Origin of the sequence: Haloarchaeobius litoreus (genome assembly GCF_024495425.1) — an archaeon.
In the GTDB taxonomy this organism is placed as follows: Archaea; Halobacteriota; Halobacteria; order Halobacteriales; family Natrialbaceae; genus Haloarchaeobius; species Haloarchaeobius litoreus.
This window is the reverse complement of the sequence record NZ_JANHJR010000003.1, coordinates 781,980-807,911: the sequence shown is the minus strand read 5'-3', so window position 1 is coordinate 807,911 and position 25,932 is coordinate 781,980. Positions and strand designations below refer to the sequence as shown.

At 70.1% G+C, this 25,932-nt stretch carries 25 protein-coding genes; 17 read left to right on the top strand and 8 right to left on the bottom strand.

The window, feature by feature from the left end:
- Nucleotides 1-95: 95 nt before the first annotated feature.
- The 5 genes from NOW55_RS16455 (at nucleotide 96) to NOW55_RS16435 (ending at nucleotide 5,276) form a co-directional block, all read left to right on the top strand.
- Nucleotides 96-839, top strand: a complete 744-nt coding sequence (locus NOW55_RS16455) for an ABC transporter ATP-binding protein (RefSeq protein WP_256401196.1) — start codon at nucleotides 96-98, stop codon at nucleotides 837-839.
- A complete protein-coding gene (locus NOW55_RS16450; RefSeq protein WP_256401195.1) occupies nucleotides 836-2,074 on the top strand; it encodes an ABC transporter permease in 1,239 nt (412 codons plus the stop codon). The genes NOW55_RS16455 and NOW55_RS16450 overlap by 4 nt, the downstream gene beginning before the upstream one ends.
- A 52-nt stretch (nucleotides 2,075-2,126) precedes the next feature.
- Nucleotides 2,127-3,404, top strand: coding sequence for an MFS transporter (locus tag NOW55_RS16445; RefSeq protein WP_256401194.1), 1,278 nt, complete (start codon nucleotides 2,127-2,129; stop codon nucleotides 3,402-3,404).
- A gap of 115 nt (nucleotides 3,405-3,519) precedes the next feature.
- Nucleotides 3,520-4,899 carry a phosphohexomutase domain-containing protein gene (locus tag NOW55_RS16440; protein WP_256401193.1) on the top strand — a complete coding sequence of 460 codons (1,380 nt, stop codon included), beginning with the start codon at nucleotides 3,520-3,522 and terminating at the stop codon, nucleotides 4,897-4,899.
- Between the two features lie 62 nt (nucleotides 4,900-4,961).
- Nucleotides 4,962-5,276 carry a DUF8066 domain-containing protein gene (locus NOW55_RS16435; RefSeq protein WP_256401192.1) on the top strand — a complete coding sequence of 105 codons (315 nt, stop codon included), beginning with the start codon at nucleotides 4,962-4,964 and terminating at the stop codon, nucleotides 5,274-5,276.
- A 25-nt stretch (nucleotides 5,277-5,301) separates the two neighbouring features.
- On the opposite strand, the gene NOW55_RS16430 is transcribed toward NOW55_RS16435, so the two are convergent.
- The 4 genes from NOW55_RS16430 to NOW55_RS16415 form a co-directional block, all read right to left on the bottom strand.
- A complete protein-coding gene (locus NOW55_RS16430; RefSeq protein ID WP_256401191.1) occupies nucleotides 5,302-5,742 on the bottom strand; it encodes a GNAT family N-acetyltransferase in 441 nt (146 codons plus the stop codon).
- Nucleotides 5,735-6,259 carry a peroxiredoxin family protein gene (locus tag NOW55_RS16425; RefSeq protein WP_256401190.1) on the bottom strand — a complete coding sequence of 175 codons (525 nt, stop codon included), beginning with the start codon at nucleotides 6,257-6,259 and terminating at the stop codon, nucleotides 5,735-5,737. The genes NOW55_RS16430 and NOW55_RS16425 overlap by 8 nt, the downstream gene beginning before the upstream one ends.
- A complete protein-coding gene (gene samp2, locus NOW55_RS16420) occupies nucleotides 6,256-6,453 on the bottom strand; it encodes a ubiquitin-like small modifier protein SAMP2 (protein WP_256295876.1) in 198 nt (65 codons plus the stop codon). Before samp2 ends, NOW55_RS16425 begins: the two co-directional genes overlap by 4 nt.
- A gap of 66 nt (nucleotides 6,454-6,519) precedes the next feature.
- The gene (locus NOW55_RS16415) at nucleotides 6,520-7,584 is read right to left on the bottom strand and encodes a bactofilin family protein (protein WP_256401189.1); all 1,065 of its coding nucleotides are present in this window, start codon (nucleotides 7,582-7,584) and stop codon (nucleotides 6,520-6,522) included.
- A 161-nt stretch (nucleotides 7,585-7,745) separates the two neighbouring features.
- Between NOW55_RS16415 and NOW55_RS16410 the strand changes: the two genes are divergently transcribed.
- Together NOW55_RS16410 and NOW55_RS16405 are read left to right on the top strand one after the other, a co-directional pair.
- Nucleotides 7,746-8,726 carry a replication factor C small subunit gene (locus NOW55_RS16410; protein ID WP_256401188.1) on the top strand — a complete coding sequence of 327 codons (981 nt, stop codon included), beginning with the start codon at nucleotides 7,746-7,748 and terminating at the stop codon, nucleotides 8,724-8,726.
- A gap of 128 nt (nucleotides 8,727-8,854) precedes the next feature.
- Nucleotides 8,855-9,445, top strand: coding sequence for a HalX domain-containing protein (locus NOW55_RS16405; protein ID WP_256401187.1), 591 nt, complete (start codon nucleotides 8,855-8,857; stop codon nucleotides 9,443-9,445).
- A 13-nt stretch (nucleotides 9,446-9,458) separates the two neighbouring features.
- On the opposite strand, the gene NOW55_RS16400 is transcribed toward NOW55_RS16405, so the two are convergent.
- Together NOW55_RS16400 and NOW55_RS16395 are read right to left on the bottom strand one after the other, a co-directional pair.
- Nucleotides 9,459-11,396, bottom strand: coding sequence for a GAF domain-containing protein (locus NOW55_RS16400; protein ID WP_256401186.1), 1,938 nt, complete (start codon nucleotides 11,394-11,396; stop codon nucleotides 9,459-9,461).
- A gap of 62 nt (nucleotides 11,397-11,458) precedes the next feature.
- Entirely contained in the window at nucleotides 11,459-11,974 is a 516-nt protein-coding gene (locus NOW55_RS16395) for a TspO/MBR family protein (protein ID WP_256401185.1), read from the bottom strand.
- A 175-nt stretch (nucleotides 11,975-12,149) separates the two neighbouring features.
- On the opposite strand from NOW55_RS16395, the gene alaS reads away from it, so the two are divergent.
- The 3 genes from alaS (at nucleotide 12,150) to NOW55_RS16380 (ending at nucleotide 17,044) form a co-directional block, all read left to right on the top strand.
- Entirely contained in the window at nucleotides 12,150-14,927 is a 2,778-nt protein-coding gene (gene alaS / locus NOW55_RS16390) for an alanine--tRNA ligase (RefSeq protein WP_256401184.1), read from the top strand.
- A gap of 84 nt (nucleotides 14,928-15,011) precedes the next feature.
- A complete protein-coding gene (locus NOW55_RS16385) occupies nucleotides 15,012-15,866 on the top strand; it encodes a hypothetical protein (protein ID WP_256401183.1) in 855 nt (284 codons plus the stop codon).
- A gap of 89 nt (nucleotides 15,867-15,955) precedes the next feature.
- The gene (locus tag NOW55_RS16380) at nucleotides 15,956-17,044 is read left to right on the top strand and encodes a DUF4013 domain-containing protein (RefSeq protein WP_256401182.1); all 1,089 of its coding nucleotides are present in this window, start codon (nucleotides 15,956-15,958) and stop codon (nucleotides 17,042-17,044) included.
- A 271-nt stretch (nucleotides 17,045-17,315) separates the two neighbouring features.
- Here NOW55_RS16380 and NOW55_RS16375 read toward each other — a convergent pair whose 3' ends face one another.
- Both NOW55_RS16375 and NOW55_RS16370 read right to left on the bottom strand, forming a co-directional pair.
- On the bottom strand, nucleotides 17,316-18,518 hold the full coding sequence (locus tag NOW55_RS16375; protein ID WP_256401181.1) for an HD domain-containing protein: 1,203 nt from the start codon (nucleotides 18,516-18,518) through the stop codon (nucleotides 17,316-17,318).
- A 70-nt stretch (nucleotides 18,519-18,588) separates the two neighbouring features.
- On the bottom strand, nucleotides 18,589-19,632 hold the full coding sequence (locus tag NOW55_RS16370; RefSeq protein WP_256401180.1) for a twin-arginine translocation signal domain-containing protein: 1,044 nt from the start codon (nucleotides 19,630-19,632) through the stop codon (nucleotides 18,589-18,591).
- A 57-nt stretch (nucleotides 19,633-19,689) separates the two neighbouring features.
- On the opposite strand from NOW55_RS16370, the gene NOW55_RS16365 reads away from it, so the two are divergent.
- The 7 genes from NOW55_RS16365 to NOW55_RS16335 all read left to right on the top strand — a co-directional run bounded on the left by NOW55_RS16365 (nucleotide 19,690) and on the right by NOW55_RS16335 (nucleotide 25,932).
- Nucleotides 19,690-20,460 (top strand): alpha/beta fold hydrolase, encoded by a 771-nt coding sequence (locus NOW55_RS16365; protein ID WP_256401179.1) that lies wholly within the window; start codon nucleotides 19,690-19,692, stop codon nucleotides 20,458-20,460.
- Between the two features lie 419 nt (nucleotides 20,461-20,879).
- Nucleotides 20,880-21,587, top strand: coding sequence for a type 1 glutamine amidotransferase (locus NOW55_RS16360; RefSeq protein WP_256401178.1), 708 nt, complete (start codon nucleotides 20,880-20,882; stop codon nucleotides 21,585-21,587).
- An 85-nt stretch (nucleotides 21,588-21,672) separates the two neighbouring features.
- Complete coding sequence (locus NOW55_RS16355) at nucleotides 21,673-22,494, top strand: DUF8054 domain-containing protein (protein WP_256401177.1); 822 nt, start codon at nucleotides 21,673-21,675, stop codon at nucleotides 22,492-22,494.
- A gap of 275 nt (nucleotides 22,495-22,769) precedes the next feature.
- Nucleotides 22,770-23,933 (top strand): acyl-CoA dehydrogenase family protein, encoded by a 1,164-nt coding sequence (locus NOW55_RS16350; protein WP_256401176.1) that lies wholly within the window; start codon nucleotides 22,770-22,772, stop codon nucleotides 23,931-23,933.
- A gap of 57 nt (nucleotides 23,934-23,990) precedes the next feature.
- Nucleotides 23,991-24,128, top strand: coding sequence for a hypothetical protein (locus NOW55_RS16345; RefSeq protein WP_256401175.1), 138 nt, complete (start codon nucleotides 23,991-23,993; stop codon nucleotides 24,126-24,128).
- Nucleotides 24,129-24,246: 118 nt separating this feature from the next.
- The gene (locus NOW55_RS16340) at nucleotides 24,247-25,002 is read left to right on the top strand and encodes an HAD family hydrolase (protein ID WP_256401174.1); all 756 of its coding nucleotides are present in this window, start codon (nucleotides 24,247-24,249) and stop codon (nucleotides 25,000-25,002) included.
- Nucleotides 25,003-25,044: 42 nt separating this feature from the next.
- A complete protein-coding gene (locus NOW55_RS16335; RefSeq protein WP_256401173.1) occupies nucleotides 25,045-25,932 on the top strand; it encodes a DUF7979 domain-containing protein in 888 nt (295 codons plus the stop codon).

The window sequence follows — 25,932 nt, the reverse complement described above, 5'->3', positions numbered from 1 at the left end:
TGAACGGAGGGCCACGGAGCGCCCCGTTCGAGGGTTTCACACGGCCGCATTCGTTGCCACGCACCTTTTTATTCACGACGACCCTTCAGATGCGTATGGGTTCTACAGGGGATAGTGCGGCCGTCTCGCTGGAGGCGGTCAGGAAGACGTACATGGTCGGCGAGCCCGTCCACGCGCTGGACGGTGTCGATCTGGAGATCCCCCGTGGCTCCTACGTCGCCGTCATGGGGCCGAGCGGCTCCGGCAAGTCGACGCTGATGAACGTCATCGGCTGCCTCGATACGCCGACGGAGGGGACCGTGTACCTCGACGGGCAGGAGGTCACCGCGATGTCGGACCGCGAGCGAACCCGTATCCGCGGGGAGGAGGTCGGCTTCGTCTTCCAGACGTTCAACCTCATGCCGCGGCTCACCGCCGTCGAGAACGTCGCACTCCCGCTCGTGTTCCGCGGCGTGGCCCCGGACGAGCGACGAGAGCGAGCGACGGAGCTGCTGGAGCGTGTCGGGCTCGGTGACCGGCTCGGCCACGTCCCGAACGAGCTCTCGGGCGGACAGCGCCAGCGCGTCGCCATCGCCCGGGCGCTGGTGAACGACCCGGCGCTCATCCTCGCCGACGAGCCGACGGGCAACCTCGACACGGAGACGGGCGAGAACATCATGGACCTGTTCGCGGAGCTGCACGCCGAGGGCAACACCGTCGTCATGGTCACCCACGAGCGACACATCGCGGAGCACGCCGAGCGCATCGTCCACCTGCTCGACGGGGAGATCGAGCGAATCGAGGAGCTCGACTCGGTCGGTCGCGACGTGGGGGGTCGCGACGCGGAGGTGGAGTCGTGAAACCGCTGACGAACCTCCGGATGTCCTGGCGGGCCATCCGCAGCCACAAGCTCCGCTCGACGCTGACGACGCTGGGCGTGGTCATCGGCGTCGCCGCCGTCATCACGTTCGTCACGCTCGGTGCGAGCCTGCAGGCGGGCATCATCGGCGACATCAGCCCGGACGACAGACAGAACATCTACGGCTGGGCCGCCCCCGAGGAGTCCTCGAACCAGGGCCCGCTCGCCGGCGCACAGCCGGTGTTCACGCAGGCCGACGTGGAGAACCTCTCCACCCAGCCCGGCGTCAGGGCGGCCTACGGCTACACGCCGATCCCGTCACAGAGCGTCGACTTCGGGGGTGAACGCATCCCCAGACAGGACGCGGTGGTCGCGACCGGGCCACCGTACGTCGACGCCGACGAGATAGCCGAGGGTCGCCAGTTCCGCATGGGCGAGCGCGAGGCCGTCCTCAACCCGGCGATGGCGAACGCCTTCGAGCGGAACGTCACCGTCGGGGACACCATCACCGTCACCACCTTCGGCGGCCGGCAGGTGAACGCCACCGTCGTCGGCATCACCGCGGACTCGGAGTCGCGCTCGCCGTTCGAGGGCTTCGGCCCCGGCCCGCGGGTGTACCTCCCGCTCGACCCGTACTACACCGAGTTCGTCTCGGGCGCACAGGAGACGCCCCGGTTCGCCGCCATCGTCGTCGAAGCGGAGGGCCTCGATGCGGTCGACCGCGCGAAGGAGTCCACCCGGACCTACCTGGAGACCGAGTCCGACGCCGAGGCGCAGGCCGGCGACGAGCTCACCTACCAGCTCCAGACCAGCGTCGAACTGCTCGGGCAGCTGCAGGCCGTCCTCGACCAGCTGCAGGCGTTCGTCGTCGGCATCGCCGCGCTCAGCCTCGTCGTCGGGAGCATCGGCATCGCCAACATCATGCTCGTCTCCGTCACCGAGCGGACCCGCGAGATCGGCATCATGAAGGCCGTCGGCGCGCAGAAACGGGACATCCTGACGCTGTTCGTCACCGAGGCGGTCATCGTCGGCATCATCGGCTCGATTCTGGGGACACTGCTCGGGCTCGCGGCGGGCTGGGCCGGTGCCCAGTACATCGACATCCCGCTCACGTACCCCATCGAGTGGTTCGGCATCGCCATCGCCGTCGGCATCCTCGTCGGCGTCGCGGCCGGACTCTACCCGGCCTGGCGCGGGGCCAGAACCGACCCCATCGACGCGCTCCGGTACGAGTGACCCGGCACGTGCGGCGGTCCGGTCGCCAGCGCGCGGCCCCGGGTGAGCCCCGATGACGGCCACCCACGCCCAGCCGACGCCGCAGTCGGTCCCGCGACGCCGCGCGATGTTCGCGGTCGTCCTCGTCGTCTTCCTCGACCTGGTCGGCTTCGGTATCGTCATCCCCATCCTGCCGTTCTACGTCCGGAGCTTCGCCGTCAGCGACTTCTACATCGGCCTGCTCGCCGCCTCGTACTCGGTGATGCAGTTCGTGTTCGCACCCCTGCTCGGTCGTCTCTCCGACGCCCGGGGCCGCCGCCCCGTCCTCGTGCTCTCGCTGTTCGGGAGCGTCGTCGCCTGGACCGTCTTCGGGCTCGCCGGCGCGCTCTGGGTGCTGTTCGTCGCCCGGATGCTCGCCGGCGCGATGGGTGGCAACATCGCCACCGCGCAGGCCTACGTGGCCGACATCACCCCCCCGACGGAGCGCGCCGCCGCCCTCGGAATCCTCGGCGCGTCGTTCGCACTGGGGTTCATCTTCGGCCCCGCTATCGGCGGCGTCCTCGCCAGCGACGCCGCCGTCGCGACCGCCCGCGACGTGTTCCCGGCGTTCGTCCCGGCCACGCGCTTCTCGCTGCCGAGCTTCGCCGCTGCCGGCATGTCCCTGTTCGCCATCGTGGTCGCCCTCGCGTTCCTCCCCGAGCCCGACCGTCGCCGCACCGCCGGCGAGCGCGAGACGCTGCTCGGGAGCTTCCGGACCGCGCTCGCCGACGCGAACCTCCGCGGGCTCGTCGTCGCCTTCTTCCTGGTCTCGCTCGCCTTCTCCGGCGTGCAGGTCGCCTTCATCCCCTGGCTCGCGGACACCTTCGGCTACGGCGAGCCCGAGGCCGCCCTCTTCCTCACCTACGTCGGCGTCCTCGGCGTCGTCGTGCAGGGCGGGCTGGTGGGTCGTGTCTCCCGGCGCATCGGCGACACCCGGATGGCCGTCGTCGGCGCGACCGCACTGACCGTCGCGCTCGCCGCCATCCCGTTCGCACCGACGCTCGGCCGGGCGCTGCCCGCGGTGGCGTCGCTGCCGCCCTCGGCGTTCGCGCTCGTGCTGGTGCTGCCGTTGCTCTCGTTCGGGAACGGACTGTTGAACGCCGCGCTCGGGGCGCTGGTGTCGAGGAGCGCGAGTGCGGAGCGACAGGGCAGTGCGTTCGGGGTCACCCAGGGGGCCGGGAGTCTGGGGCGGACCGTGGGGCCGCCCGCGATGGCCGGCCTGTACGCCTTCGCCGCCCACTGGACGCCGTTCGTCGTCGGCGGGTTGCTCGTGGTTCCTGTGGTCGGGATTCTGCTTTCGAGATGGCGGTGATCCTCGGCCGTTCGTGTGTCGGTTGGCGGTCGTGCTGGTGGCGAGAACAGCCAGAAAGCCCCGGACCTCGGTACGGCCGGCGGGGTTTTATCGCGCCGGCCGTGGATGGTGGCGTATGGACGCGATTTCGTTCGGCACCGACGGCTGGCGTGCGACACTCGACGAGTTCACCGCTCCACGGGTCAGGATGGTCGGGCAGGGGGTCGCCACCTACCTGCGCGACGAGGGCCACGAGGGCGGGACCGTCGCGGTCGGCTACGACGCCCGGGAGTCCTCGCCGGGGTTCGCCGAGGAGCTGGCGCGGGTGCTCTGTGCCAACGGCTTCGACGTGGTGATGCCGGAGGGCCGCGACCGACCGACGCCGCTGACGGCGTGGCAGGCCCGGGAGCGGGACCTCGCCGGCGCGATGATGATCACCGCGAGCCATAACCCGCCGGAGTACAACGGCGTGAAGTTCATCATGGGCGACGGCTCGCCGGCGCTGCCCGAGGCGACGGACGCCATCGCGGAGCGGCTGGCGGAGCCGGACCCGCTGCCCGAGGACCAGCACGGGACCGTGTCCGAGGTCGACGAGGTGACCCCGCACGCCGAGCACGCCCGCGAGCTGGTCGGCGCGGACCTCGACGGCCTGCACGTGGTGTACGACGCGATGCACGGCTCGGGCCGGGACACGACCGACGCGCTGCTGGAGTCCGAGGGTGCGACGGTCGACCGCATCCGCTGCGAGCGCGACTCGGAGTTCGGCGGCTCCTCGCCGGAACCCAGCGAGGAGAACCTCCAGGAACTCATCGAGACGGTTCGCGAGCGCGACGCCGACCTCGGCATCGCCAACGACGGGGACGCCGACCGCATCGCAATCGTCACGCCCGAGCGCGGCTTCCTCGACGAGAACCTGTTCTTCGCGGCGACGTACGACTACCTGCTCGAATCCGACTCCGGGCCGGTCGTCCGCACCGTCTCGACGACGTTCCTGCTCGACCGCATCGCCGAGGCCCACGGCGAGGAGGTCGTCGAGACGCCCGTCGGCTTCAAGTGGGTCGCGCAGGCGATGGGCGAGCACGACGCGCTGATGGTCGGCGAGGAGTCCGGCGGCTTCGCGGTCCGGGGCCACATCCGCGAGAAGGACGGCGTGCTGATGGCGCTGCTCGCCGCCGCCGTCGAGGCCGAGCGGTCCTACGACGAGCGCGTCGACGCCCTCCTCGACGAGTTCGGCGAGATCCACCAGCACAAGCTGAGCGTCGACTGCCCCGATTCCGAGAAGGCCCGTGTCGTCGCCGACCTCGGCGAGGACATCCCCGAGGAGGTGGCGGGCGTCGCCGTCGCCGACGTGGTGACGAAGGACGGCTTCAAGCTGCTGTGCGACGACGGCTCCTGGCTGCTCGTCCGCCCGAGCGGCACCGAGCCGAAGATGCGCGTCTACGCCGAGGCGAGCAGCCCGGAGCGCGTCGAGGCCGTCCTCGCCGACGGGAAGGCGCTGGTCGAGGCGCACGTCTGAGGCGTCCGCCCTGCCGACCGGTCACGCGGGATTTTATCGTGTAGGACTGAGAAGAGGTAGCCATGGAACGGACCACCCTGAACGCCCTCCTGCTCTCCATTGGAGCCATCACGGTCGTCTACTCGTTCATCACCGCGACGCTCCTGCTCGGTGTCGTGGTCATCCTGTTCCTGCTCGCGGTGTCGCTCTTCCACCGACTCGTCGTCGCCGTCGAACGCCTCGCCGACAATGTCGGTCGGCTGGAGGCGGCGACGGGCGACGGCGGCCGGTCCGGTTCGGGGACCCGAACCAGCGACCGCCGCTCCGGCGGGGCGGACTGGGACGACGATGACCACCCACCCGCCGAGGAGCGGGACCCCGACGAGCTGTTCGAGTAGCGGCGACCACCGGTCGCCGATCCGCTCACCGCACGCCGAACAGTCGGCCGTCGCGCTCGCGTATCTCGAACCCCAGCGACTCGTAGAACGGCCGTACGTCGGCGTCGAACGCGGCGGTCAGGTGCTCGTCGGCCCCACCGCGGTCGAGTGCCGCTGCGACCAGCGCGCGTCCGATCCCCTGTCCGCGCCGGTTCGGCCGGACCGCGACGGCGTCGACGTGCGAGCTGTCGGTTTCGGGGTCGACGTCGCCGGGAACGAGCACCAGCGCGCCCAGCAGGCGGTCGTCGGCGGCGGCGACCAGCACGTCCCCGCGGTCGAGTGCGGCGGCGAGTTCGTCCGTCCGGAGCATCGCCGCGTCGAGTACCCCAGCGACGCCCTCGCGTTCGTCGGGCCGGGCCGTCCGGATGCGAACGTCGGCGTGGGTGGAGTCGTCCAGACGCGGGGGGTCGGGGCCGCGGTCAGCCATTCCTCGGCGACCCCTCGGCCGGGGCTGCCTCCCGGAGCCGGTCGAGTTCGGCGAGGATGTCGTCGATGGTGGGCCGGTCGAACGTCGACTCGCCCGCGTAGGACCACGCCACCGTCGGCGGCCCGTCCCGACAGTCGACGACGACCACCTCGGGCATCCGGCCGAGGAAGTCGCTGAATCTGCCGAGGATGCCGAACCTCACCGGCTGGTCGTAGGCGTCGCTGGCGACCGCTTCGGGGTCCGCGAGGAGGGGGTACGGCAGGTCGTAGCTCGACTGCCACTCCGCCGCCCGCTCGCGGTCCTCAGGCAGCACCGAGGCGACGATGGCGTCGCGTTCGCGGAACTCACCGTACCGCTCCTTGACGTCCTGGATCTGCTCCCGGCAGTTCGTGCAGTAGAAATCGCGCTGGAACAGCAGCACGACGAACTCGTTGTCGGCAGCGAGGTCCCGCAGCGAGCACGGGTCCGGGCCGGGGCCGACGTTCGCCAGCTCGAAGTCGGGCGCGAGTTCGGTCATCCGCCCTTGATGAGCCGCAGGACGGTCACCTCGCTCGACTCCACCGGCTGGTCCTCGGGCACGGGGCGACCGTCGACGAGCACGCTCACCTCGTGGGGGCTCAGGTCGACCGCCGCCAGGAGGTCGGCGTACGTCGGCTCCGGGAGGTCGACCTCGTGGGTGGTCTCGCCTTTCACGTCCACCGTCACCTGCATGGGTCGAGGTTGGCGGTCCGTCCGCCTAAGGGTGTCGTCGTGCGACGCAGCGGGACGGAGTTCGGTTCAGGCCGCGGGCGGGACGCCGCCGCTGTCGACGTCCTCGCCGGCCTCGGCCGCGGGCTCCTCGCGGGAGCCACGGCCGTACCGGGCGTACAGCACCAGCACGAGCGCGCCGAGCCCGACCAGCGAGACGATGCCGTCGACGAGACCGCCGACGATGGGCAGCAGGCCGAACAGCGCGCCGAGCAGGAGGCCGACGGTCAGCGCGACCCAGCGGTTGTCGCCGCCGGCGCGGGCGACGAGCCACGAGCCGAGGGCGAACCGGCCGTAGACGAGCGCGACCCACGCGAACAGCCCGAACAGGACCGCGCCGGCCACCGCGAACGGGATGCCGACGAGCGTGAGCACGAGCAGCACGAGCAGGACGGGCACGCCGACGACGGTCAGCAGGCCGACCCCGCCGCTGCGGAGCGGGTCGGTGACGGCGCGGTCCGCGACCGCCCGGGAGAAGCCGGGCAGGACGAGCAGGAGCGCCGCCCCGAGCAGGAGGTTGGCGACGAAGCCGTAGACGGCGAGCGCGCCGTCGACGACCCAGGGCGCGACGTCGACGCCGACGTTGACCCCGCCGATGGATTCGTCACGAACCACGCTGCCCGCGACGCTGGCGCTCTCCGCGCCGCTGATGTCGCCGTCGTAGCGGAGGTCGCCGCCGACGACGGCCGTGGGGGCGACGCGGATGGTGTCCGCGCCGACCACGACGTTCCCGGCGACGTTCCCGGCGATGCGCACGTCGCTCGCGCCGACCCGGAACTCGCCGCCGACGACGGCGGTCTCGGCGAGCACGACGGAGGCCCCGGCGGCCGACACGTCGCCGTCGACGCGGCCCGCGATGTCGACGTTCGCGGCGGCCACGTTCACGTCGCCGGTGACGACGCCGGTCTCCGCGACGGTGACGTCGGCGGCGAGGCCGCTCAGGTCACCGTCGACGGTCCCCCTGACGACGACGGTCGCGCCGACGACCTCCAGCCCGTCGACGGTCTCGCCCTCCTCGACGACGTAGGAGTCCGCGATGGCGGTCTCCGCCGCGACGAGCCCGGGCATCGAGCCGAGGACGAGCACGATAGTCATTAGCAGTGCGATCAGTCTTCTGCGTGGGCTAGAAGTGCTCATGATTGGATATACGCCGAAAGGGGATTTATAAATATTGAGGATTTTATGTTTCTGGGAATTGCGGACCCACGCTGCCTCGTCTCGGGGGCTTTATGCACGGACGACCCTTCCCCACCTGTATGAGCGAGGCCGACGCGACCGGCGACGGAACAGGGGGTCGCAAGCAGGTCTGGATCGAGAAGTACCGCCCCGACGGGCTCGACGAGGTGGTGGGCCACGAGGACATCATCGGGCGCATCCGGAGCTACGTCGAGCAAGATGACATTCCGCACCTCATGTTCGCAGGCCCGGCCGGCGTCGGGAAAACGGCAACATCTGTCAGTATTGCGAAAGAAATATACGGCGACGACTGGCGCGAGAACTTCCTCGAACTGAACGCCTCGGACCAGCGCGGCATCGACGTGGTCCGGGACCGCATCAAGAACTTCGCGCGGTCCTCCTTCGGCGGCTACGACTACCGCATCATCTTCCTCGACGAGGCCGACGCACTCACGAGCGACGCCCAGTCGGCGCTGCGCCGGACGATGGAGCAGTTCTCGAACAACACGCGGTTCATCCTCTCGTGCAACTACTCCAGCAAGATAATCGACCCCATCCAGTCCCGCTGTGCGGTGTTCCGGTTCTCGCCGCTGTCGGACGAGGCGGTCGCCGAACAGGTGCGCTACATCGCCGGCGAGGAGGGCATCGAGTACACCGAGGACGGCGTCGACGCGCTGGTCTACGCGGCCGACGGCGACATGCGCAAGGCCATCAACGCGCTGCAGGCGGCGTCGGTGATGGGCGACGCCGTCGACGAGGAGACGGTGTACGCCATCACGTCGACCGCCCGCCCGGAGGAGGTCGAGGCGATGGTGACCGACGCGCTGGACGGCGACTTCGTGGCGGCGCGGGCGAAGCTCGACGAGCTCATCACCGAACGCGGGCTCGCGGGCGGCGACATCATCGACCAGATACACCGGTCGGCGTGGGAGTTCGAGCTCGACGAGCAGGCTGCGGTCCGGCTGCTCGACCGGCTCGGCGAGGCCGACTACCGCATCACGACCGGCGCGAACGAGCGGGTGCAGCTGGAGGCGCTGCTCGCCTCGCTCGCGCTGGAGTAGTTGGTTGTAGGAACGGGGAATCCATAATTCGAGGCCTGAGGCCGCAAATTTCAACCGTTTAGACGTTATTCTGGCCGAGACATTTATGTCGGCCAACACCATGGACCGTACACGAACTACGGGGTATCATGAGAAAACGTAGCACCGACGTCCTCGTCGTCGAGGACAACACGGAGTTGGCGAGCCTCTACTCGTCCTGGCTGGGTGCCGAGTGGGCTGTCACGACGGTCGCCGACGGCGACGAGGCCGTCGACGCCGTGACACCCGAGACCGACATCATCGTCCTCGACCGACGGCTCCCCGGTCGCTCCGGTGACGAGGTGCTCGAACGTGTGCGGGAGGACGGCAACGACTGTCAGGTCGTCATCGTCACCGCCGTTGAGCCCGACTTCGACATCATCGAGATGGGCTTCGACGACTACCTCGTCAAGCCGGTCGACCGCGAGACGCTGAACCGCTGTCTCGACAGGCTCCAGTGCCGGAGCGAGTACGACGAGGAGCTCCGCGAGTACTACGCACAGGTCTCGAAGAAGGCCGTACTGGAGGCGAGGAAGCCGAAACACGAGCTTCGTGAGTCCGAGGAGTACCGCGAACTGGAGGCACGCGTGGAGGACCAGGCCGACCGCGCCGACAGCCTCCTCAACGAACTCATCGAACGAGGTGGCGACGTCCAGCTGTTCCACGGCCTGCTCGGTGGCCACGCCGGCACCGCGAACTGAGCCTCGCTGCCCCCTATCCCGTCCCGTTCTGCTCGACGGCGAACTCGAAGCGGAGGCCCTCGTCGTCGACGACGTCGACCGACCAGCCGTGGGCTTCGGCGATCTCGCGAACGATGGTCAGCCCGAAGCCGGTGCCGACCTCGCTCGTCGTGAAGCCGGACTCGAGGATTCGAACGGGGTCGTCGTCGCCGTCGTAGCCGACGCCGTCGTCGCCGACGAAGAACCCGTGGCGGGCGTCGAGCGGCCCGACCGTGACGTGCAGCGGTTCGCCGTCCGGCCGGCGACCGGAGGGCCCCTCGGCATCCGCGGGGTCGTCCTCCTCGCCGGTACCGTGGGTCACCGCGTTCCGGAACAGGTTCTCGAGCAGCTCGACCAGTCGGTCGCGGTCGGCCTCGACGGTGACGGCGTCGGCGACCGAGAGCGTGGCGTCGCCGGTCCGGACGCTCGCCCAGGCCTGCGTCGCGACCGGGCCGAGGTCGACCGGCTCGGTCTCCCCGACGACGTTCCCCTGTCTGGCCAGCGTGAGCAGGTCGTCGATGAGCGTGTTCATCCGCCCGTGTGCGCGGCGGATCTCGTCGAAGTGCTCGGGGTCGCCCGTCTCCTCGGCGAGGCCGACGTAGCCCTGCGCGATGGAGAGCGGGTTCCGGAGGTCGTGGCTGACGATGCTCGCGAAGGCGTCGAGGCGTTCGTTCTGGCGTTCGAGCTCGCGCTGGCGCTGCTTCTCGTCGGTGATGTCGGTGTAGATGGCGAAGCCCTGGAGGCTGCGCTCGCCGCGCTCGAACGGGACGACGTGCAGCAGGAAGTCGCGCACCTCGTCGTCGGTCTTGCGGCGTGAGACCACCTGGAGGCTCTCGCCGGCGAGGAGCTTCTCGTTCAGCGACGCGGCCTCGTCCTCGAACCCGTCCGGGACGATGTACTCGTCGATGTCCTCGCCGACGACCTCCTCGGCCCGCCAGCCGAACACCGTCTCGAACGCGGGGTTGACCTCCTGGACGCGGAGCTCACCGTCGACGAGCGCGAACCGGACCGCGGGGTCGGGGACGTTCTCGAACAGCGCGGAGAGCCGGTCGTGCTGGCGGCGCAGACGGTCCTCGGCCCGGAGTCGTTCGACCGTCTCTGCGACGTGGGTCATGAGCAGTTCGACGAGCTCCCTGTCCCGGCCGTCGAACGCGTTGGGGTCGGGCGAGCCGGCCTGCAGAATCCCGAAGTCGCCGACCGGAACCGAGAGGATCGAGCGGTACTTGGGGTCGTCCCCGTCGAGGGCGAGGTCGTCGCGGTCGAGGTCGAGCACGTCGGCGACGACGACCGACGTGCCGGTCCGGTACGTCTCGCCCGCGATTCCCTCGTCGACCGCGATCTGGCCCGCGTCCGCGTAGCCCTTCTCCTCCATGTCGCCGGACACCGCGACCGGCACGAAGTAGCCGTCCTCGACGACGTCGATGCCGACGAGGTCGAGGTCGAGTATCTCCTCGGCGGCGCGGACGGCCGCCTCGTACACCTCGTTCTCGCTCTCGCAGCCGACGAGCTCCGTCGCGACGCGGTGGAGGCGGGTCACCGTGGCGGCGCGCTCCCTGAGTGCGGTCGGGTGGTCGTCGCCGGCGACGTGCCAGGCGACCTCGTCCACGAGTCGGCTCGTCGCGCCGTCGGTGCCGTCGTCGCGGACGAAGCCGTCGAAGGCCGCGAGCCGCCTGACGGCCGCCGGGTCGGTGTCGGCGAACACGACCGTCGCGGCGTCGACCGCGGCGGCCGCTGCCCGGAGGTCGTCGTCCGTGGTCGGGTCGGCGGCGACCACGAGACAGGTGGGGTCGTCGAGTTCGTCCGTGGACGCACCGGTCAGGACCGTCCACTCGCCATCGAGTGCGGCTGCGACCGTCGCGGCGCGCTCCTCGTCGGGCGCGAGCACCGCGACCTGCACGGAGACCTGCTCGGCCCCCGCTTCGACATTGCTCACTGTCAGACCGATACCGCCGCTGGCGGTTTAACTCTGCGGCCGGTGCGTGCAGGGTCTGACGGTCAGTTCAGCGACCAGAGAGCGTAGTTCAGCACGGTCGCGAAGCTCACCCACGCGAGGTACGGCACGAGCAGGGCCGCAGCGGGGCGGTCGACGCGGTCGAAGGCGGCGATGGTGCCGGCGACGAGCACCCAGAGGACGGCGATGACCCCGAGCGCGAGGCCGGGGCGCTGGAGCGTGAAGAACGTCGGCGTCCACGCCACGTTGAACACCATCTGGAGAGCGAACGCGCCGATGGCGAGCCGGACCGCGCGGCGCTCGGTGCCCTCGCGCCAGACACGGTAGAGTGCGACGCCCATGAGCGTGAACAGGATGGTCCAGGCGACGCCGAACGCCCAGCCCGGCGGGTAGAACCACGGCTTCTCGAGGGCCTGGAACCAGGCGCTGTCCGGGCCGCCGAGGACCGCCGGCGTCGCGCCGACGACGTTCACCAGCACGACGAAGCCGACCAGCCGGAGGAGGTCGCCGCCGTCGGGGAGCCGCGAGGCGGCGGTCGAACCGTCGTTCGTGGAAGGCATACCGGTAGATTGGACGCCTCGCAACTTAACGAGGGTCGGTACCATGTCGTGCCCCGGGCGACGGCGTCTCGTGCTCCGCGGCGGACCGCGTGCCGCGCCGGCCAGCGGCGCGAAATTTGCAGGAAGGGCGGTTGCGGAACTGTTTTACCGACCGAAGGGCCAGTGTGGGACAACAATGAGCGAACTCGAGGAGGAGTACCGTCTCGACTATTTCGAGACGGAGGGGTTCGTCCGCCGGGAGTGCGACAGCTGTGGCGCTCACTTCTGGACGCGCGACCACGACCGGGAGCTGTGCGGTGAGCCACCCTGCGAGGACTACAGTTTCATCGACAACCCCGGCTTCGACGAGGAGTACACGTTGGAGGAGATGCGGGAGGCGTTCCTCTCCTTTTTCGAGGACCACGACCACGAGCGCATCGAGCCCTATCCCGTGGCGGCGAACCGCTGGCGGGACGACGTGCTGCTGACCCAGGCATCTATCTACGACTTCCAGCCGCTCGTCACCTCGGGACAGACGCCGCCGCCGGCGAACCCCCTGACCATCAGCCAGCCCTGCATCCGGATGCAGGACATCGACAACGTGGGCAAGACGGGCCGGCACACGATGGCGTTCGAGATGATGGCCCACCACGCGTTCAACACGCAGGAGGACGTCCCCGAGGACAGGTACGCCTACCACGGGGAGGTGTACTGGAAGGACGAGACCGTGCAGTACTGCGACGAGCTGTTCGAGTCGCTCGGGGCCGACCTGGACGAGATCACGTACATCGAGGACCCGTGGGTCGGCGGCGGCAACGCCGGGCCCGCCATCGAGGTCATCTACCGCGGGGCCGAGCTCGCCACGCTCGTCTTCATGTGCATGGAGCAGGACCCCGAGGGCGAGTACGAGATGAAGGACGGCAACCGCTACTCCTTCATGGACACGTACATCGTCGACACCGGCTACGGGCTGGAGCGGTGGACCTGGATGTCCCAGGGGACGGCGACGGTGTACGAGGCCGTCTACCCCGAGATGATCGGCTTCCTCAAGGAGAACGCCGGCATCGACCTCTCCGAGGAGGAGGCCGAACTCGTCAACCGGGCCGCCAAGCTCGCCGGCCGGATGGACATCGACGAGGCCGAGGACATGGAGACGGCTCGTGGCGACATCGCCGAGAAGCTGGACGTCGAGGTCGACCGGCTGGAGTCGCTGATGGAGCCGCTGGAGGACATCTACGCCATCGCCGACCACTGCCGGACGCTCGCCTATATGTTCGGCGACGGCATCGTCCCGTCGAACGTCTCGACGGGCTACCTCGCCCGGATGGTGCTCCGGCGCACCAAGCGCCTCTGTGACAACGTCGGCGTCGACGCGCCGCTCGACGAGCTCGTCGACATGCAGGCCGACCGCCTGGGCTACGAGAACCGCGACACGGTCCGCGACATCGTCCGCACCGAGGTCGAGAAGTACCGCGAGACCCTCGACCGGGGCAGCCGGCGCGTCGAACAGCTCGCCGAGGAGTACGCCCGGAAGTCCGAACCCATCCCGACGAGCGAGCTCATCGAGCTGTACGACAGCCACGGCATCCAGCCGGACATGGTCGAGGCCATCGCCGACGAGGCCGGCGCACGCGTCAACGTGCCGGACGACTTCTACTCGCTCGTCGCCGAGCGCCACGACAGCGCCGCCGCCTTCGAGGAGGAGGACGAGAGCGAAGCCGAGCGCCTCGACGACCTGCCCGAGACCGAGCGGCTCTACTACGAGGACCAGCAGCGCACCGAGTTCGAGGCGGTCGTCCTCGACGTGTTCGAGCGCGAGGACGGCTACGACGTGGTGCTCGACCAGACGATGTTCTACCCCGAGGGCGGTGGCCAGCCCGCCGACACCGGGAGCCTGTCGACCGACGACGTCACCGTCGAGGTGACCGACGTCCAGCGCCGCGACGGCGTCATCCTCCACCGGACCGACGAGACCCCGGGCAAGGGCGAGTTCGTCCGCGGCCAGATCGACACGTACCGCCGCAAGCAGCTGATGCGCAACCACACCGCCACGCACGTCGTCATCCACGCGGCCCGGCAGGTGCTCGGCGAGCACATCCGGCAGGCGGGCGCACAGAAGGGCGTCGACTCCTCGCGCATCGACGTCCACCACTACGAGCGCATCACCCGCGAGGAGGCCAAGGAGATCGAGCGCTACGCCAACGAGCTGGTGATGGAGAACACGCCGGTGAAACAGGAGTGGCCCCACCGGAACGAGGCCGAGGAGAAACACGGCTTCGACCTCTACCAGGGCGGCATCCCGCCGGGCACGAACATCCGGCTCATCCACGTCGCCGAGGACGTGCAGGCCTGCGGTGGCACCCACGTCGCCCGAACCGGTGACATCGGAGCCATCAAGATCCGCACGACCGAGCGCGTGCAGGACGGCGTCGAGCGAATCAGCTTCGCCGCCGGCGACGCCGCCATCCAGGCGACCCAGCGCACCGAGGACGCGCTGTACGATGCGGCCGACGTGCTCGACGTGACGCCCGAGGAGGTGCCCGAGACGGCCGAGCGCTTCTTCGAGGAGTGGAAGGCCCGGGGCAAGACCATCGAGGACCTCAAGGAGCAGCTCGCCGAGGTCCGCGCCTCGGGTGCGGACGGTGCCGAGGAGGTCGACGTGGGCGGCACGCCCGCGGTCGTCCAGCGCGTCGACGCCGACATGGACGAACTGCGTGCGACGGCCAACGCGCTCGTCGAGGAGGGCAAGATAGCGGTGCTGGGCTCCGGGCTCGACGGCGCGCAGTTCGTCGTCGCGGTCCCCGACGGCAGCGAGGTCAACGCCGGCGCGGTCGTGAGCGAGCTCGCCGCCAAGGTCGGCGGCGGCGGCGGCGGCCCGCCGGACTTCGCGCAGGGCGGCGGCCCCGACACCGACGCGCTCGACGACGCGCTCGACGACACGCCCGACGTGCTCCGGGCCGTCCTCGACCACTGAGACCGACGGAACGTTTTTCCTGCCGACACGTCTCGTTGGACGTATGTGTCGACAGCGGCGCCGCCTTCCGGGGGAGGTGGGTCCGTGAGCCGCGACGACGAGTCCGAGCCGATGTGGGACGACGTGGCGTCCGCTCCCCGAGACACCGACAGGCAGCGGTGGGACGACGGTGCACGCTCGCCGCCGCGGCGCGACGGGGGCGCTCTCCACGACCGTCGCGGCCCGGACGATGCGGGCTCGGACCGCTGGGTCGACCGACTCGGCGACCAGCAGTACGAGCGGCGAGTCGCCGAGTCGCGGTCCGACGAGGGCATGGACCCGGGCATCTTCGACGCCGGCGTGGTGACGTTCAGCCTCCGGTACCCGTTCGGCGAGGGTGGGTCGGCGGCCCTGCTCACCGGCGTCCTCGGCATCGTCTCGTTCCTCGTCGTGCCCGGCGTGGTGGCCGCCGGCTACATCACTCGCCTCGCCGGCGGAGCCGCGCGAGCAGAGGAACCGCCCGGATACGACGACATCTGGGGCATCGCGAAGGTCGGCCTCGTGGTCACCGCGCTCTGGTGGGGTGCCGTCGGGGGGCTGGGGACGCTGGTGTACCTGACCGCGGGCGAGAGCGTGCTGCTCGCCAGCGTACTCGCCCTCGGCGGGTCGTACCTCCTCCCGGGGCTGTTCACGACGTACGCGGCGACCGAGGACCTCCGGGAGGCCGCCGCCCGCACGCCCGAGTTCGCGTTCACCCGGAAGTACGCGCTCCACTTCTTCGCCGACAGCGTGCTCCTGGTCGGGCTGGTGGTGGTGGGCTTCCTCCTCCTGCTGCTGGTCACCTTCGCGGCACTGCTCCTGCCGCTCGCGGCGATGGTGCCGGCCGCGTACTGGGGGTACCTCTACGGCGAGGCCATCGAGGAGGGGCTCGTCGAACCGCTCCCGGCCACCGGCGAGTAGCGCCGCCCGCCTGCCGGAAGGTTTTTTCCGCCCACCACCAAACGTGTCAAATAGATGGCGTCCCACAGCGTTCGGCAGGTGACGGCCGCATGAGCCGGGACGGCGACCCGGACGACGAACGCACCACCGACCGCGGGCCGGGCGACGGCGACGACTCCGACGACGAGCCCGCGTATCCGAGCTACAGCTGGGAGGGCGGCGAATCCGAGTGGCGCGCAGACAACGAGCCGACCGACCGCCGGGAGCACCCGGCCGACGACCGACGGCACCCGGCCGACACCCGCGACGAGCGACGACGCGCCACCCGCCCGCCCCGCGAGGACCGTCGCCGACCGGACGACCGACGCGACCATGCGCGACGCCCCCGGAACCCGGCGGGCGGCGACCCCACGGAGACCCGCGACGGCGTCGGCTGGAACTTCGACAGCTCACACCCCCACAACGGCGCGCGCCGCGACGACTACGAGCGCCGGCAGCAGCCCCCCCGCGAGCCGACGAACCGGCTCGACGGCAGCGACGGCGTGAAACACATCGACTGGCGGCAGAAGGGCGCGTTCGACTTCGCGTTCTCCTACCCCACCCAGCGCGGCTGGGGCCCGCTGCTGAAGGCCGGCGCTATCGTGCTGGTCAGCCCACTGCTCGTGTTCCTCCCGCTCGTGTTCCTGTTCGGCTACGTGTTCCGGCTCACCCGCTACGCCGCACAGGGCCGCACCCAGCCCGAGTTCGCGGACTTCGGCGAGATGCTCACCGACGGCGTCGGCTACACCCTCGCGTTCACGCTCACCGGAGCCGTCTGGCTGGTCGCCATCGTCGCCGGCGCGGCGCTCCACGACGTCGTCGCCTGGACCTTCGCGCTCGTCGGCTTCTACCTGTTCCCGGCCGCGCTGACCGCCTACCCGGTCACCGGGAGCATCACCAAGACGTTCTCGTCCAGTCTCACCTTCGACATCGCGTTCAGCAAGCACTACGTCAAGCACTACCTGCTCTACGTGGTGCTGCTCATCGTCCTCCGCATCGTCAGCTCGTTCAGCATGCTCCTGTTCCTCATCGGCATCGCCTGGGGCTGGGCGTTCACCTACTTCGCCAACGGCGCCTACTGGGGCTTCGTCTACTACAAGGGTGCGAACGAAGGCGTGCTGCCGTCCGCGGAGGAGGTCGACCAGCGAAACGGCTACTGAAAATCCAGGGGAGCGTCTTCTCGACCCGTCTCCGAGCGGGTAGCAGCACGTCTCTGAACGGTGCAGCCGCCTCTCGAGTCGCCGGGCCGAGACCGACAGAAGCAACTACGCACCGTGGTTCGACGCCACCAAAAGGATATGATAGTGGCGTATCCCAGTCCCCACTCGGTCCCGGCCGAGCAGGGCATCGATCAGGAGGCAACGACTGATCCGATCTGGGGGGTCGTAACCCCGTATACGATTCCGAGACGCACCACTGTAAACGTATTGGCTAAACGAACGCTTCGCGGTCGCCGGAGGGGCGGGTGCCGGACGACGGGAGGTCGAGGGTGTCGAGGGCGGCCTCGCGGACGGCCTCGACGTGCTCCTCGGGGGCGTAGACGCCGAGTCGCCACTGGACGGTGCTGGCGGCCTGGAGGCCCTGGACCAGCGGCGAGGCGTCCTGCAGCCGGCGGACCTCGCCGCTGACGACGACGCGGGTCGAGGACTCGGGCATGGCGGGGCGGCCGGGGACGTCGAGCAGGACGGCGCGCTCGGGGACGCCGGCGGCCTCGGCGATGGCGCGTTCTGCCTCGCGCTCGTCGTCGTGGGTCGCATCGACGACGCGGTCGGGCACGTCGTCGAGTTCTGCCCAGACCGCACGCTTGTAGAGGTCGCGTTCGGCGAGTCGGGCGGCCGCCCCGGCGGTGGGTTCGTGGTCGCGCAGGGCAGCGACCAGCTCGTCGTCGGTCATCCGGGCGAAGCGCTCGGCGTCGAGGTCGGTGCCGTCCAGCAGGCGCTCGCAGGCGCTCTCCAGCATCTCGCCGGCGATGCGGGGGACGTGGTGGCGGTAGACGGTCGCGTTCATCAGCGCCCGGGCGACGAGCATCGACTCGGCGGTGGCGAGGTTGCCCTCCGCGAGCGCGAGGTCGCCGTCGATGAAGGTGAGCGCGCGGAGCAGGCGCGCCTGGTCGATGGTGCCGTAGGGAACGCCCGAGTGGTGGGCGTCGCGAACGAGGTAGTCCATCCGGTCGACGTCGAGCTCGCCGGAGACCAGCTGGCCGAGCTCGCCCTGTCCGTCGACGAGGTCGGCGACCACCGTCGTCGAGAGCCCGTGCGACTCCAGCACGTCGGCGAGTTCGCTCCCGGCGAGCAGGTCGTGCACCTCGTCGTGGTGCCGGCCGAGACGGCGCTCGATGATGCCCTCTGTCTGGTGGCCGTACGGGCCGTGGCCCACGTCGTGGAGGACGGCGGCGGCCTGCACCGCCTCGGCGCGTCCGCCGTCGACGTCGAGGTGCCGGCAGGCTCGGCTCGCGAGGTGGTAGACGCCCAGCGAGTGCTCGAACCGGGTGTGGTTCGCGGAGGGGTAGACGAGCCGCACCGTGGAGAGCTGCTTGATGTGGCGGAGCCGTTGCATCGCCGCCGTGTCGAGCAGGTCGGCGACGACGCCCGACACCTCGATGTAGTCGTGGACGCTGTCCTTGATCGCGTGCATTGTCGATACCTCGCAGTGGCGTGGCAAAAGAAGCCCGGAACGGTCGGGGACGACGGTAGTGGGGGAGCGGTCAGTCGGACGGTGGTCCGGTGGTGTCGGTCGTGGTAGCGTTCCGCGTGGTACCGTTCAGCGTGGTACCGTTCGTCGTGCCGTCGTCGTCCTCGTCCGGCAGGCGGTACGGACGGTCCGTGGTGCGGTCGTCGAAGTCGTTGTCGTCGATCTCCACGAGGTACTCGGTGCGCTCGTACTCGGCGACCGACACCCAGTCGGCGTACCCGACGTCGAGCGAGTCGTGGCTGCGGAGGCGGTCGAGCAGTGCCGAGAACGCGTCGGAGAGCTCGCGCTCCTCGTCGTAGCCGCCCTCCATCGCCGAGTCCAGCATCTCACGTTGCTCCTCGGAGAGGTCGCTCGCGGCGAGGGTGAACACGACCGACGCGGCCAGCTGCTCGACGTACGCCGCCGTATCGGGCGCGAGCCGGTCGAGCTCGTAGCGGAAGCGGCCGTTCTCGACGGTCTCACGTCCTTCGTACTCGACAGCGAACGTCTCGCCCTCGTAGTCGACGGCGTCGTAGGCCGGGTCGGGGAGGAGCACGGAGTCGTGGTCGTCGGGGTAGTCGTGGGTGTGGAGCACCGCGGTTCCGTCACCCGCTCCGAGGAGCGAGTCGGGGTCGAGCGCGTCGAACATCGCCCGGTCCGCCGGCGGGAGGTCGCCGTAGTCGACGACGCGGGCGTCCTCGTCGAGCTCGTAGGTGGTCCCGTCCCCGTCGCCCGTGTAGATGACCGCGAACGTCTCGACCGTCCGGTGTTCGACATCGACCCGGGTGGTGCGGATCTCGAACACCGCTCCGTCGTCGCTCACGAACTGGCCGTCGGCGAGGAGTGGGCCCGACTCGTCGCTGACGGTCCGGACGTAGGAACCGTCCTCGCGGGCGCGTCTGACCGCGGTCGCCTGGGGTGGGTCGAGGAGACGGCGGGGGGTCACGAGCCGCTCCCCGAGCCCCGATTCGTGGAGCGGCGTCAGCTGCAGTTCGACGCGGGGCGGGCGGCTACAGCCGGCGAGGGCGACGGCGAGGGCGGTGCCGGAGCCGGCGAGGAACTGACGGCGTCGCATCATGTTCCATGGCGGGGAGCATCCGTGAATAGTTTCCGGTGGGGCCACCTCCCACCAGCCATGCCGACCACGACGCGCGACGGGACGACGCTGCAGTACCGGACCGACGGCGACGGGGAGACGGTGGCGTTCGTCCCCGACATCGGGGTCGGGCCGTGGTTCTGGGGCTGGCAGCACGCCGGCCTCGCCGGGCCGTTCGAGACGCTGACGTGGGCGATGCGCGGGACCGACGGCTCCGACCCGCCGGCCGGTCCACTGTCGGTGGCGACGCTGGCGAACGACCTCGACGCCGTGCTCCGGGACCACGGAACCGACTCGGTCCACCTCGTCGGCAGCGGCCTCGGGGCGATGGTCGCGCTGCACTACGCCCGCAACTCGGGTCGGGTGCGGAAGCTCGCCCTGCTCGCCGGCGCGGCGACCGGCGACGCCTACGAGCCGGGCCCGCTGTTCGCCGATCCGGATGACCCCGATGCCTGCCGGGAGACGCTCTCGTCGGTGTTCTCCGCCGAGTTCCGGGCCGCCCAGCCCGACGTGCTCGACGGCATCGCGGAGTGGCGAACGGGCGAGGATGCGGACCCGGAGTCGTGGGAGCACCAGCGCGCCGCACTCGACGGCTTCGACGCCGAGCCCCTGTACGAGATAGACAACCCGACGCTGGTCGTCGTGCCCGACGCGGACGAGCTGCTCGACCCGGCAGCGGGGCGTCGACTCGCCGAGGGACTGCCCCGCGGCGAGGCGGTCGAGTACCCCGACGCCGGCCACTTCGTCGGCATCGAGCGGTCACGCCCGGTCAACGACGCGCTGCTGGGCTTCTTCGAGCGGGAGGACTGACCACCGTCTGGTCGGATGGAGCGGCCGCGAAAGGTGGATGGCGGGAGGGGGAACGGATGACGGGCGTGGCATGGCCGGACTGCAGCCGGCGCGAGCGAGGAGACAGCGGTGGGTTGCGGTAGGGTGCGGTGGGGGGTGGCGTGTCGTGACAGGTTGGGTCCGGTCGGTGGACCGTCGTGTCGTGTGGTGGGTGCGGTCTGCGAGCGGTGCGGTCGTGGAGTTCGACGCGCCGAGGGCGACGACACGGTCCGTCCGTCGCCCTTCGGGGGGCTCCGGCGCGCCGACCGCATCCGTCCGTTTGGCGTGGCCGCCGGTAGTGGTGTGTCCTACAGAGTTAGGCATCCCCCGACGTGTCGCCGTCGTCGGCAGGATTCGCCGGGGCGCAACGCCCTTTAGGGCCGGTGTCCTGGGTTTCGAGCATGAGCCGACTCCGCATCGCGCTGCTGAACGCCGCCCACGACGGGGCGGACACCCGCCGGAACTTCCGCCGGGAGCTCGACGCCGACGTGTCGGAGTTCTCCCTCACCGACGGCGAACTCCCCGAGAGCTTCGAGTACGACGCCGTGGTCGTCACGGGCTCGCGCTCGTCGGTGTACTGGGACGAACCGTGGATTCGCGCCGCACGCGAGTACGCCCGCGAGGCCGCCGGTCACGGCCTGCCCTGTCTGGGGGTCTGCTGGGGCCACCAGCTGCTCGCCGAGGCGCTCGGCGGCGAGGTCGACGCCATGGGCGAGTACGAGATCGGCTACCGCGAGGTCGAGCGCGCCGGCGACGACCCGCTGCTCGACGGCCTCCCGGACCGCTTCACCGTCTTCACCACGCACTCCGACGCCGTCGTCGAGCTCCCCGAGGGGGCCCGTGAGATCGCCACCAACGAGTACGGCAACCACGGCTTCCGGAAGGACCACGTCTTCGGCGTGCAGTTCCACCCCGAGTACGACCCGGAGACCGCCCGCACCGTCACCGAGGGGAAGGACGAGCTGAACGACGAACGCAAGGAGCGTGTCGTCGCCGGCATCACCGACGAGAACTACGCGAAAGCGTGCGAGGCGAAGGCCCTGTTCGACAACTTCCTGCAGTACGCCGCGGCGGTACGCGACGAGCGCCCGGCCACCGCGAGCGACTGAGCCGTCGCCCCCGCGAGACCGCCCGCCCGACGGGTGGCCGCATCGGAAACGAATATAACCACTGGCACCGTTCCTGTAAACAATTATGACAGTGCTGTCCCGCGTCCGAGAGCCGGAGTACACGGGCGAGAACCGGTGCTGGCCCTGTACGACCGTGAACGCACTCATCGCACTCGTGCTGGCGGGCGTCGTCGACGTCGCCCTCCTCACCGTCGCGAACGCGAGCACCACCGTCGCCGGCGGGGCCGCCCTCGCCGTCCTCGTCGTCTCCGCGGCGAGCATCTGGCTCCGGGGCTACCTGGTGCCGGGCACCCCGACGCTCACCAAGCGCTACATGCCCGAGTCCGTCCTCCGCCTGTTCGGCAAGGAGCCCGAACATCCGATGCCGAAGGCCGGCGACACCCGCGAGGTCGACCCCGAGACGTACCTCTCCGACGCCGGCGCCATCGAGCCCTGCGACGACGTCGACGACGTCTGTCTCACCGAGTCCTTCGCCGAGCGCTGGGACGACGAGCTCACCGCCATCGAAGCGCCCGGCCCCGAGGACGTCCGGGCAGTCTTCGGCCTCGGCGACGGCGACTACGACCTCGACTTCCGCGAGGAGGCCGTCATCCTCGAACGCGACGGCCAGCGCGCCGGCGAGTGGCCCTCCCGGACCGCCCTCCGCGTCGACATCGCCGGCGGCCACGCGCTGGCAGACCTCGACCGCGACGCCTGGGCCGGTCTCGACCCGATTGCACGTGGCCGCGTCCTCAACGGCCTCCGCGTGTTCCTGGAGGACTGCCCCGACGGCGGCCCCGTCGAGATGAAGGAGGAGACGGTCGAGTCGTGTTGTAATGCGTACGAGGTCGTCGCGCTGACCTGTGCCGACAGCGGCGAGCGCGTGCTCGAACAGCGCGTCTCGTGACCGCTCCTCGGTCGCAAGCTCCCTGCGGTGCCTGAGCGCTGCGCGCTCATCCCTCGCGCGAGTGTGGCTCGCGGGCGAACGCGACCGCTGCGCTCGCCCGCTCGCCCGTCCGCGCGCCACCCGGCTGGGTCGACGATGTCGCTGGCAGCTAGGGTTTACAATACATGTAAACTCCTCCCGGGCGCGTCGTCGTTTCCCAGTCGTGACCGGAACAGCCAGACAGGTCCGAGGCAACATTTAGGAGTATTTTTCAGCACGTGGCCCCGACCAACTGTATGCTCGACTACGTCGGCCTCGAATCCGACCTCGACGACGAGGAGCGGCTCATCCGCGACACCGCCCGCGAGTTCGTCGAGGACCGCGTCCGCCCGGACATCGCACAGCACTACGAGGACGGCACGTTCCCCACCGAGCTCATCACCGAGATGGGCGAGATGGGCTTCTACGCCCCGAACCTCGACGGCTACGACCTGCCGAACGTCTCGGAGACGGCGTACGGCCTGCTGATGCAGGAGCTGGAGGCGTGTGACTCCGGCCTGCGCTCGATGGCCAGCGTGCAGGGCGCGCTCGTCATGTACCCCATCCACGCCTTCGGCAGCGATGCGCAGAAGGAGGAGTGGCTGCCGGCGATGGGCCGCGGCGAGAAGATCGGCTGCTTCGGGCTCACGGAACCGGAGCACGGCTCGAACCCCTCGGGGATGGAGACGCGCGCCGAGGAAGCCGAGGGCGGCTACGTGCTCAACGGCTCGAAGACGTGGATCACGAACGCACCCATCGCCGACGTGGCGGTCGTCTGGGCGCGGGACAGGTCCAGCGACGGGAACCCCGTCCGTGGGTTCCTCGTCGAGACCGACCGCGACGGCTTCTCGGTGAACAAGATCACGGAGAAGCTCTCGCTCCGGGCGTCCATCACGGGCGAGTTCGGCCTGAACGACGTGTTCGTGCCCGAGGAGAACGTCCTCCCCGGCGTTGAGGGGATGAAGGGCCCGCTCTCCTGTCTCACGCAGGCCCGCTACGGCATCGCCTGGGGCGCGGTCGGTGCGGCTCGCGACTGCTTCGAGGTCGCCCGCGAGTACGCGACGGACCGCGAGCAGTTCGACAAGCCCATCGCCAGCTTCCAGCTCCAGCAGGAGAAGCTCGCCGAGATGGCGACCCAGATAACGACGAGCCAGCTGCTCGCACACCGCCTCGCCGAGCTCAAAGAGCGCGGCGACCTCCGCCCGCAGCACGTCTCGATGGCCAAGCGCAACAACGTCCGGATGGCCCGCGACCAGGCCCGCGTCGCCCGCGAGATGCTCGGCGGCAACGGCATCACGTCGGACTACTCGCCGATGCGCCACATGGCCAACATGGAGACCGTCTACACCTACGAGGGCACCCACGACATCCACACCCTGATTCTCGGGCAGGACCTCACCGGCATCGCAGCCTTCGAATAGGCGGACGCGAACCGAGGCCTGCGCCAAACCTACCCGTCCGGCCCGCGAAGCACGACCATGGCCTCGACACTCGGCTGGTCGCTGCTGAGCTCCGGCATCGTGACCCTCGTGCTCGCCGCGCTGCCCGGCGACGACGTGCTCTGGGGTGTCCTGCTCGTGGTCCTCGGCATCGTCGTGATGGCGCGGCGGCTGTGAGCGCGGGACCGAAACGCTGAATTCGGCGCGCCGACCAGTCGGTATCGTTCTCAGCAGGCAACAGCCGTGGCTGGGCCACGCTGTCGCCGGCCGCCGCACGTCACGCGGCGGAGCAACGATGACAGGCGAAATCCGAGACGACGGAGCCGAATCGACAGCAACGGAACTGACGAGCGACATCGACGCGGTGCTGTTCGACCTCGACGACACGCTGACGACGTACGAGCAGGACGGCGGGGAGATCCTGCCCGCGGCGTTCGAACGCGCGGGCGTCGAGCCCTTCTGCAGCTACGCCGACCTCGAAGCCGTCGCGGTGGAGCAGGCGTTCCCGCCGGACCGGACCCACGCCGACTTCTGGACTTCGGCGTTCGAGCGCGCGGCGGACCGCCACGGCGGCGACCCGGACGACGCCCGGGCGCTGTACGAGGCCTTCGGTGCGGTGCTCGCCCGGGACCGGGTCGAGCTCCTGCCCGGGGCCGAGGCCGCGCTCGAATCGGCCCGCGAGGGCTATCGTGTTGGTCTCGTGACGAACGGCGAGCGGCGGGTTCAGGAGGCCAAGCTCGACATCCTGGGCATCACGGACACCTTCGAGACGGCGGTGTACGTCGACGAAGTGACCGAACCGAAACCAGTGCCCGAACCGTTCGAGACGGCCCTCACGGACCTCGGCGTCGTTCCGGACCGGGCGCTCTACGTCGGCGACTCGTTCCACCACGACGTTCGCGGCGCGGTTCGGGCGGGCCTCCGGGTCGCGTGGTGTCCGCCGGACGGGACGACGCCGAGTGAGGCACGGGCGGCCGCGCCGGACGGCGAACACGTCACGCCCGACCGGGTGCTGGAGAGCCTGCACGGACTCGCCGCCGTGCTCGACTGACACCGACAAAGCACTTATCGGTGGACACGAAATCGGCGGGCGATGCCCTCCCGCAGAGCCCTCCTCCGGACAGGCGGCCTCGGACTGACGGCCGCGCTCGGTGGCTGTCTGTTCGGCGGCGATTCGGACGACGACGACGAGGACCAGACACCGGCGACGACGACACCGAACCGGACCACGACACGGCTCACGGCCGAGCCCGAACCGGTCCAGGAGCTCCAGCGCGTGGACCCCGTAGCGGTTCCCGACGATGCGACCGCTGTCCTCGCCAACGAACGCGTGCGGACCCTCGTCAGCGACGCCGTGACGACCGACGGGCGCGTCGACTACCTGCCCGAGGACGGTCCCGTGGACGAGGACGACCGGCTGGTGTTCGACGCGTTCGACCGCATCCGGTTTCGGGGTGAGACGTACGACCCCACGTCGAGCTACGCCGGGTTCGCACAGGAGCCCTCGTACGCGTACTGGGCGGAGCCGCTGGAGGACGGAATCCAGGAGGGTGGTGCACTCGTCGACTACGCTGAGCTGTCCGACGCCGAACGCGAGATCGCGGACCGACTCATCGCCGGCGAGCAGTACACCGTCGACGGTCACGAGGAGAAACCGGACGCCGCCCTCGTGTTCGAACGGAACGAGTACCTCGGGACGGAGGATACAGTCTACCGGATCACCGTCGCCCACGGCGATAACGTCGGCCACCACATGCTCAGCCTCCGCGCCGCCGACGTGGGTCAGAACTCGACGCTCGTGCGGCTGCAGGACCGGGCGCTCCCGGCGGACCTCCGGGACCCGGTCGGGACCGCCGTCGAGACGGGTTCGGCCGAGCTGACCGACGACGAGGCCGAGACGTTCCGGGAGGTGCTCGGCGAGGCTCGATTCGTCTGCACCGCCCACGCCGCCGTCGAGTTCGTGCCCGGCGGCGCGGGGTGA

Bases quoted from the DNA above. Each gene is read 5' to 3' on its own strand.
- NOW55_RS16395 (WP_256401185.1), bottom strand. From the start codon at position 11,974: ATGCCTTCCACGAACGACGGTTCGACCGCCGCCTCGCGGCTCCCCGAC.
- NOW55_RS16340 (WP_256401174.1), top strand. From the start codon at position 24,247: ATGACAGGCGAAATCCGAGACGACGGAGCCGAATCGACAGCAACGGAA.
- NOW55_RS16430 (WP_256401191.1), bottom strand. From the start codon at position 5,742: ATGGCTGACCGCGGCCCCGACCCCCCGCGTCTGGACGACTCCACCCAC.
- NOW55_RS16455 (WP_256401196.1), top strand. From the start codon at position 96: ATGGGTTCTACAGGGGATAGTGCGGCCGTCTCGCTGGAGGCGGTCAGG.
- NOW55_RS16440 (WP_256401193.1), top strand. From the start codon at position 3,520: ATGGACGCGATTTCGTTCGGCACCGACGGCTGGCGTGCGACACTCGAC.
- alaS (WP_256401184.1), top strand. From the start codon at position 12,150: ATGAGCGAACTCGAGGAGGAGTACCGTCTCGACTATTTCGAGACGGAG.
- NOW55_RS16445 (WP_256401194.1), top strand. From the start codon at position 2,127: ATGACGGCCACCCACGCCCAGCCGACGCCGCAGTCGGTCCCGCGACGC.
- NOW55_RS16425 (WP_256401190.1), bottom strand. From the start codon at position 6,259: ATGACCGAACTCGCGCCCGACTTCGAGCTGGCGAACGTCGGCCCCGGC.
- NOW55_RS16355 (WP_256401177.1), top strand. From the start codon at position 21,673: ATGACAGTGCTGTCCCGCGTCCGAGAGCCGGAGTACACGGGCGAGAAC.
- NOW55_RS16375 (WP_256401181.1), bottom strand. From the start codon at position 18,518: ATGCACGCGATCAAGGACAGCGTCCACGACTACATCGAGGTGTCGGGC.
- NOW55_RS16405 (WP_256401187.1), top strand. From the start codon at position 8,855: ATGAGAAAACGTAGCACCGACGTCCTCGTCGTCGAGGACAACACGGAG.
- NOW55_RS16365 (WP_256401179.1), top strand. From the start codon at position 19,690: ATGCCGACCACGACGCGCGACGGGACGACGCTGCAGTACCGGACCGAC.
- NOW55_RS16415 (WP_256401189.1), bottom strand. From the start codon at position 7,584: ATGACTATCGTGCTCGTCCTCGGCTCGATGCCCGGGCTCGTCGCGGCG.
- NOW55_RS16335 (WP_256401173.1), top strand. From the start codon at position 25,045: ATGCCCTCCCGCAGAGCCCTCCTCCGGACAGGCGGCCTCGGACTGACG.
- NOW55_RS16345 (WP_256401175.1), top strand. From the start codon at position 23,991: ATGGCCTCGACACTCGGCTGGTCGCTGCTGAGCTCCGGCATCGTGACC.
- NOW55_RS16410 (WP_256401188.1), top strand. From the start codon at position 7,746: ATGAGCGAGGCCGACGCGACCGGCGACGGAACAGGGGGTCGCAAGCAG.
- NOW55_RS16435 (WP_256401192.1), top strand. From the start codon at position 4,962: ATGGAACGGACCACCCTGAACGCCCTCCTGCTCTCCATTGGAGCCATC.
- NOW55_RS16350 (WP_256401176.1), top strand. From the start codon at position 22,770: ATGCTCGACTACGTCGGCCTCGAATCCGACCTCGACGACGAGGAGCGG.
- NOW55_RS16370 (WP_256401180.1), bottom strand. From the start codon at position 19,632: ATGATGCGACGCCGTCAGTTCCTCGCCGGCTCCGGCACCGCCCTCGCC.
- NOW55_RS16360 (WP_256401178.1), top strand. From the start codon at position 20,880: ATGAGCCGACTCCGCATCGCGCTGCTGAACGCCGCCCACGACGGGGCG.
- samp2 (WP_256295876.1), bottom strand. From the start codon at position 6,453: ATGCAGGTGACGGTGGACGTGAAAGGCGAGACCACCCACGAGGTCGAC.
- NOW55_RS16380 (WP_256401182.1), top strand. From the start codon at position 15,956: ATGAGCCGGGACGGCGACCCGGACGACGAACGCACCACCGACCGCGGG.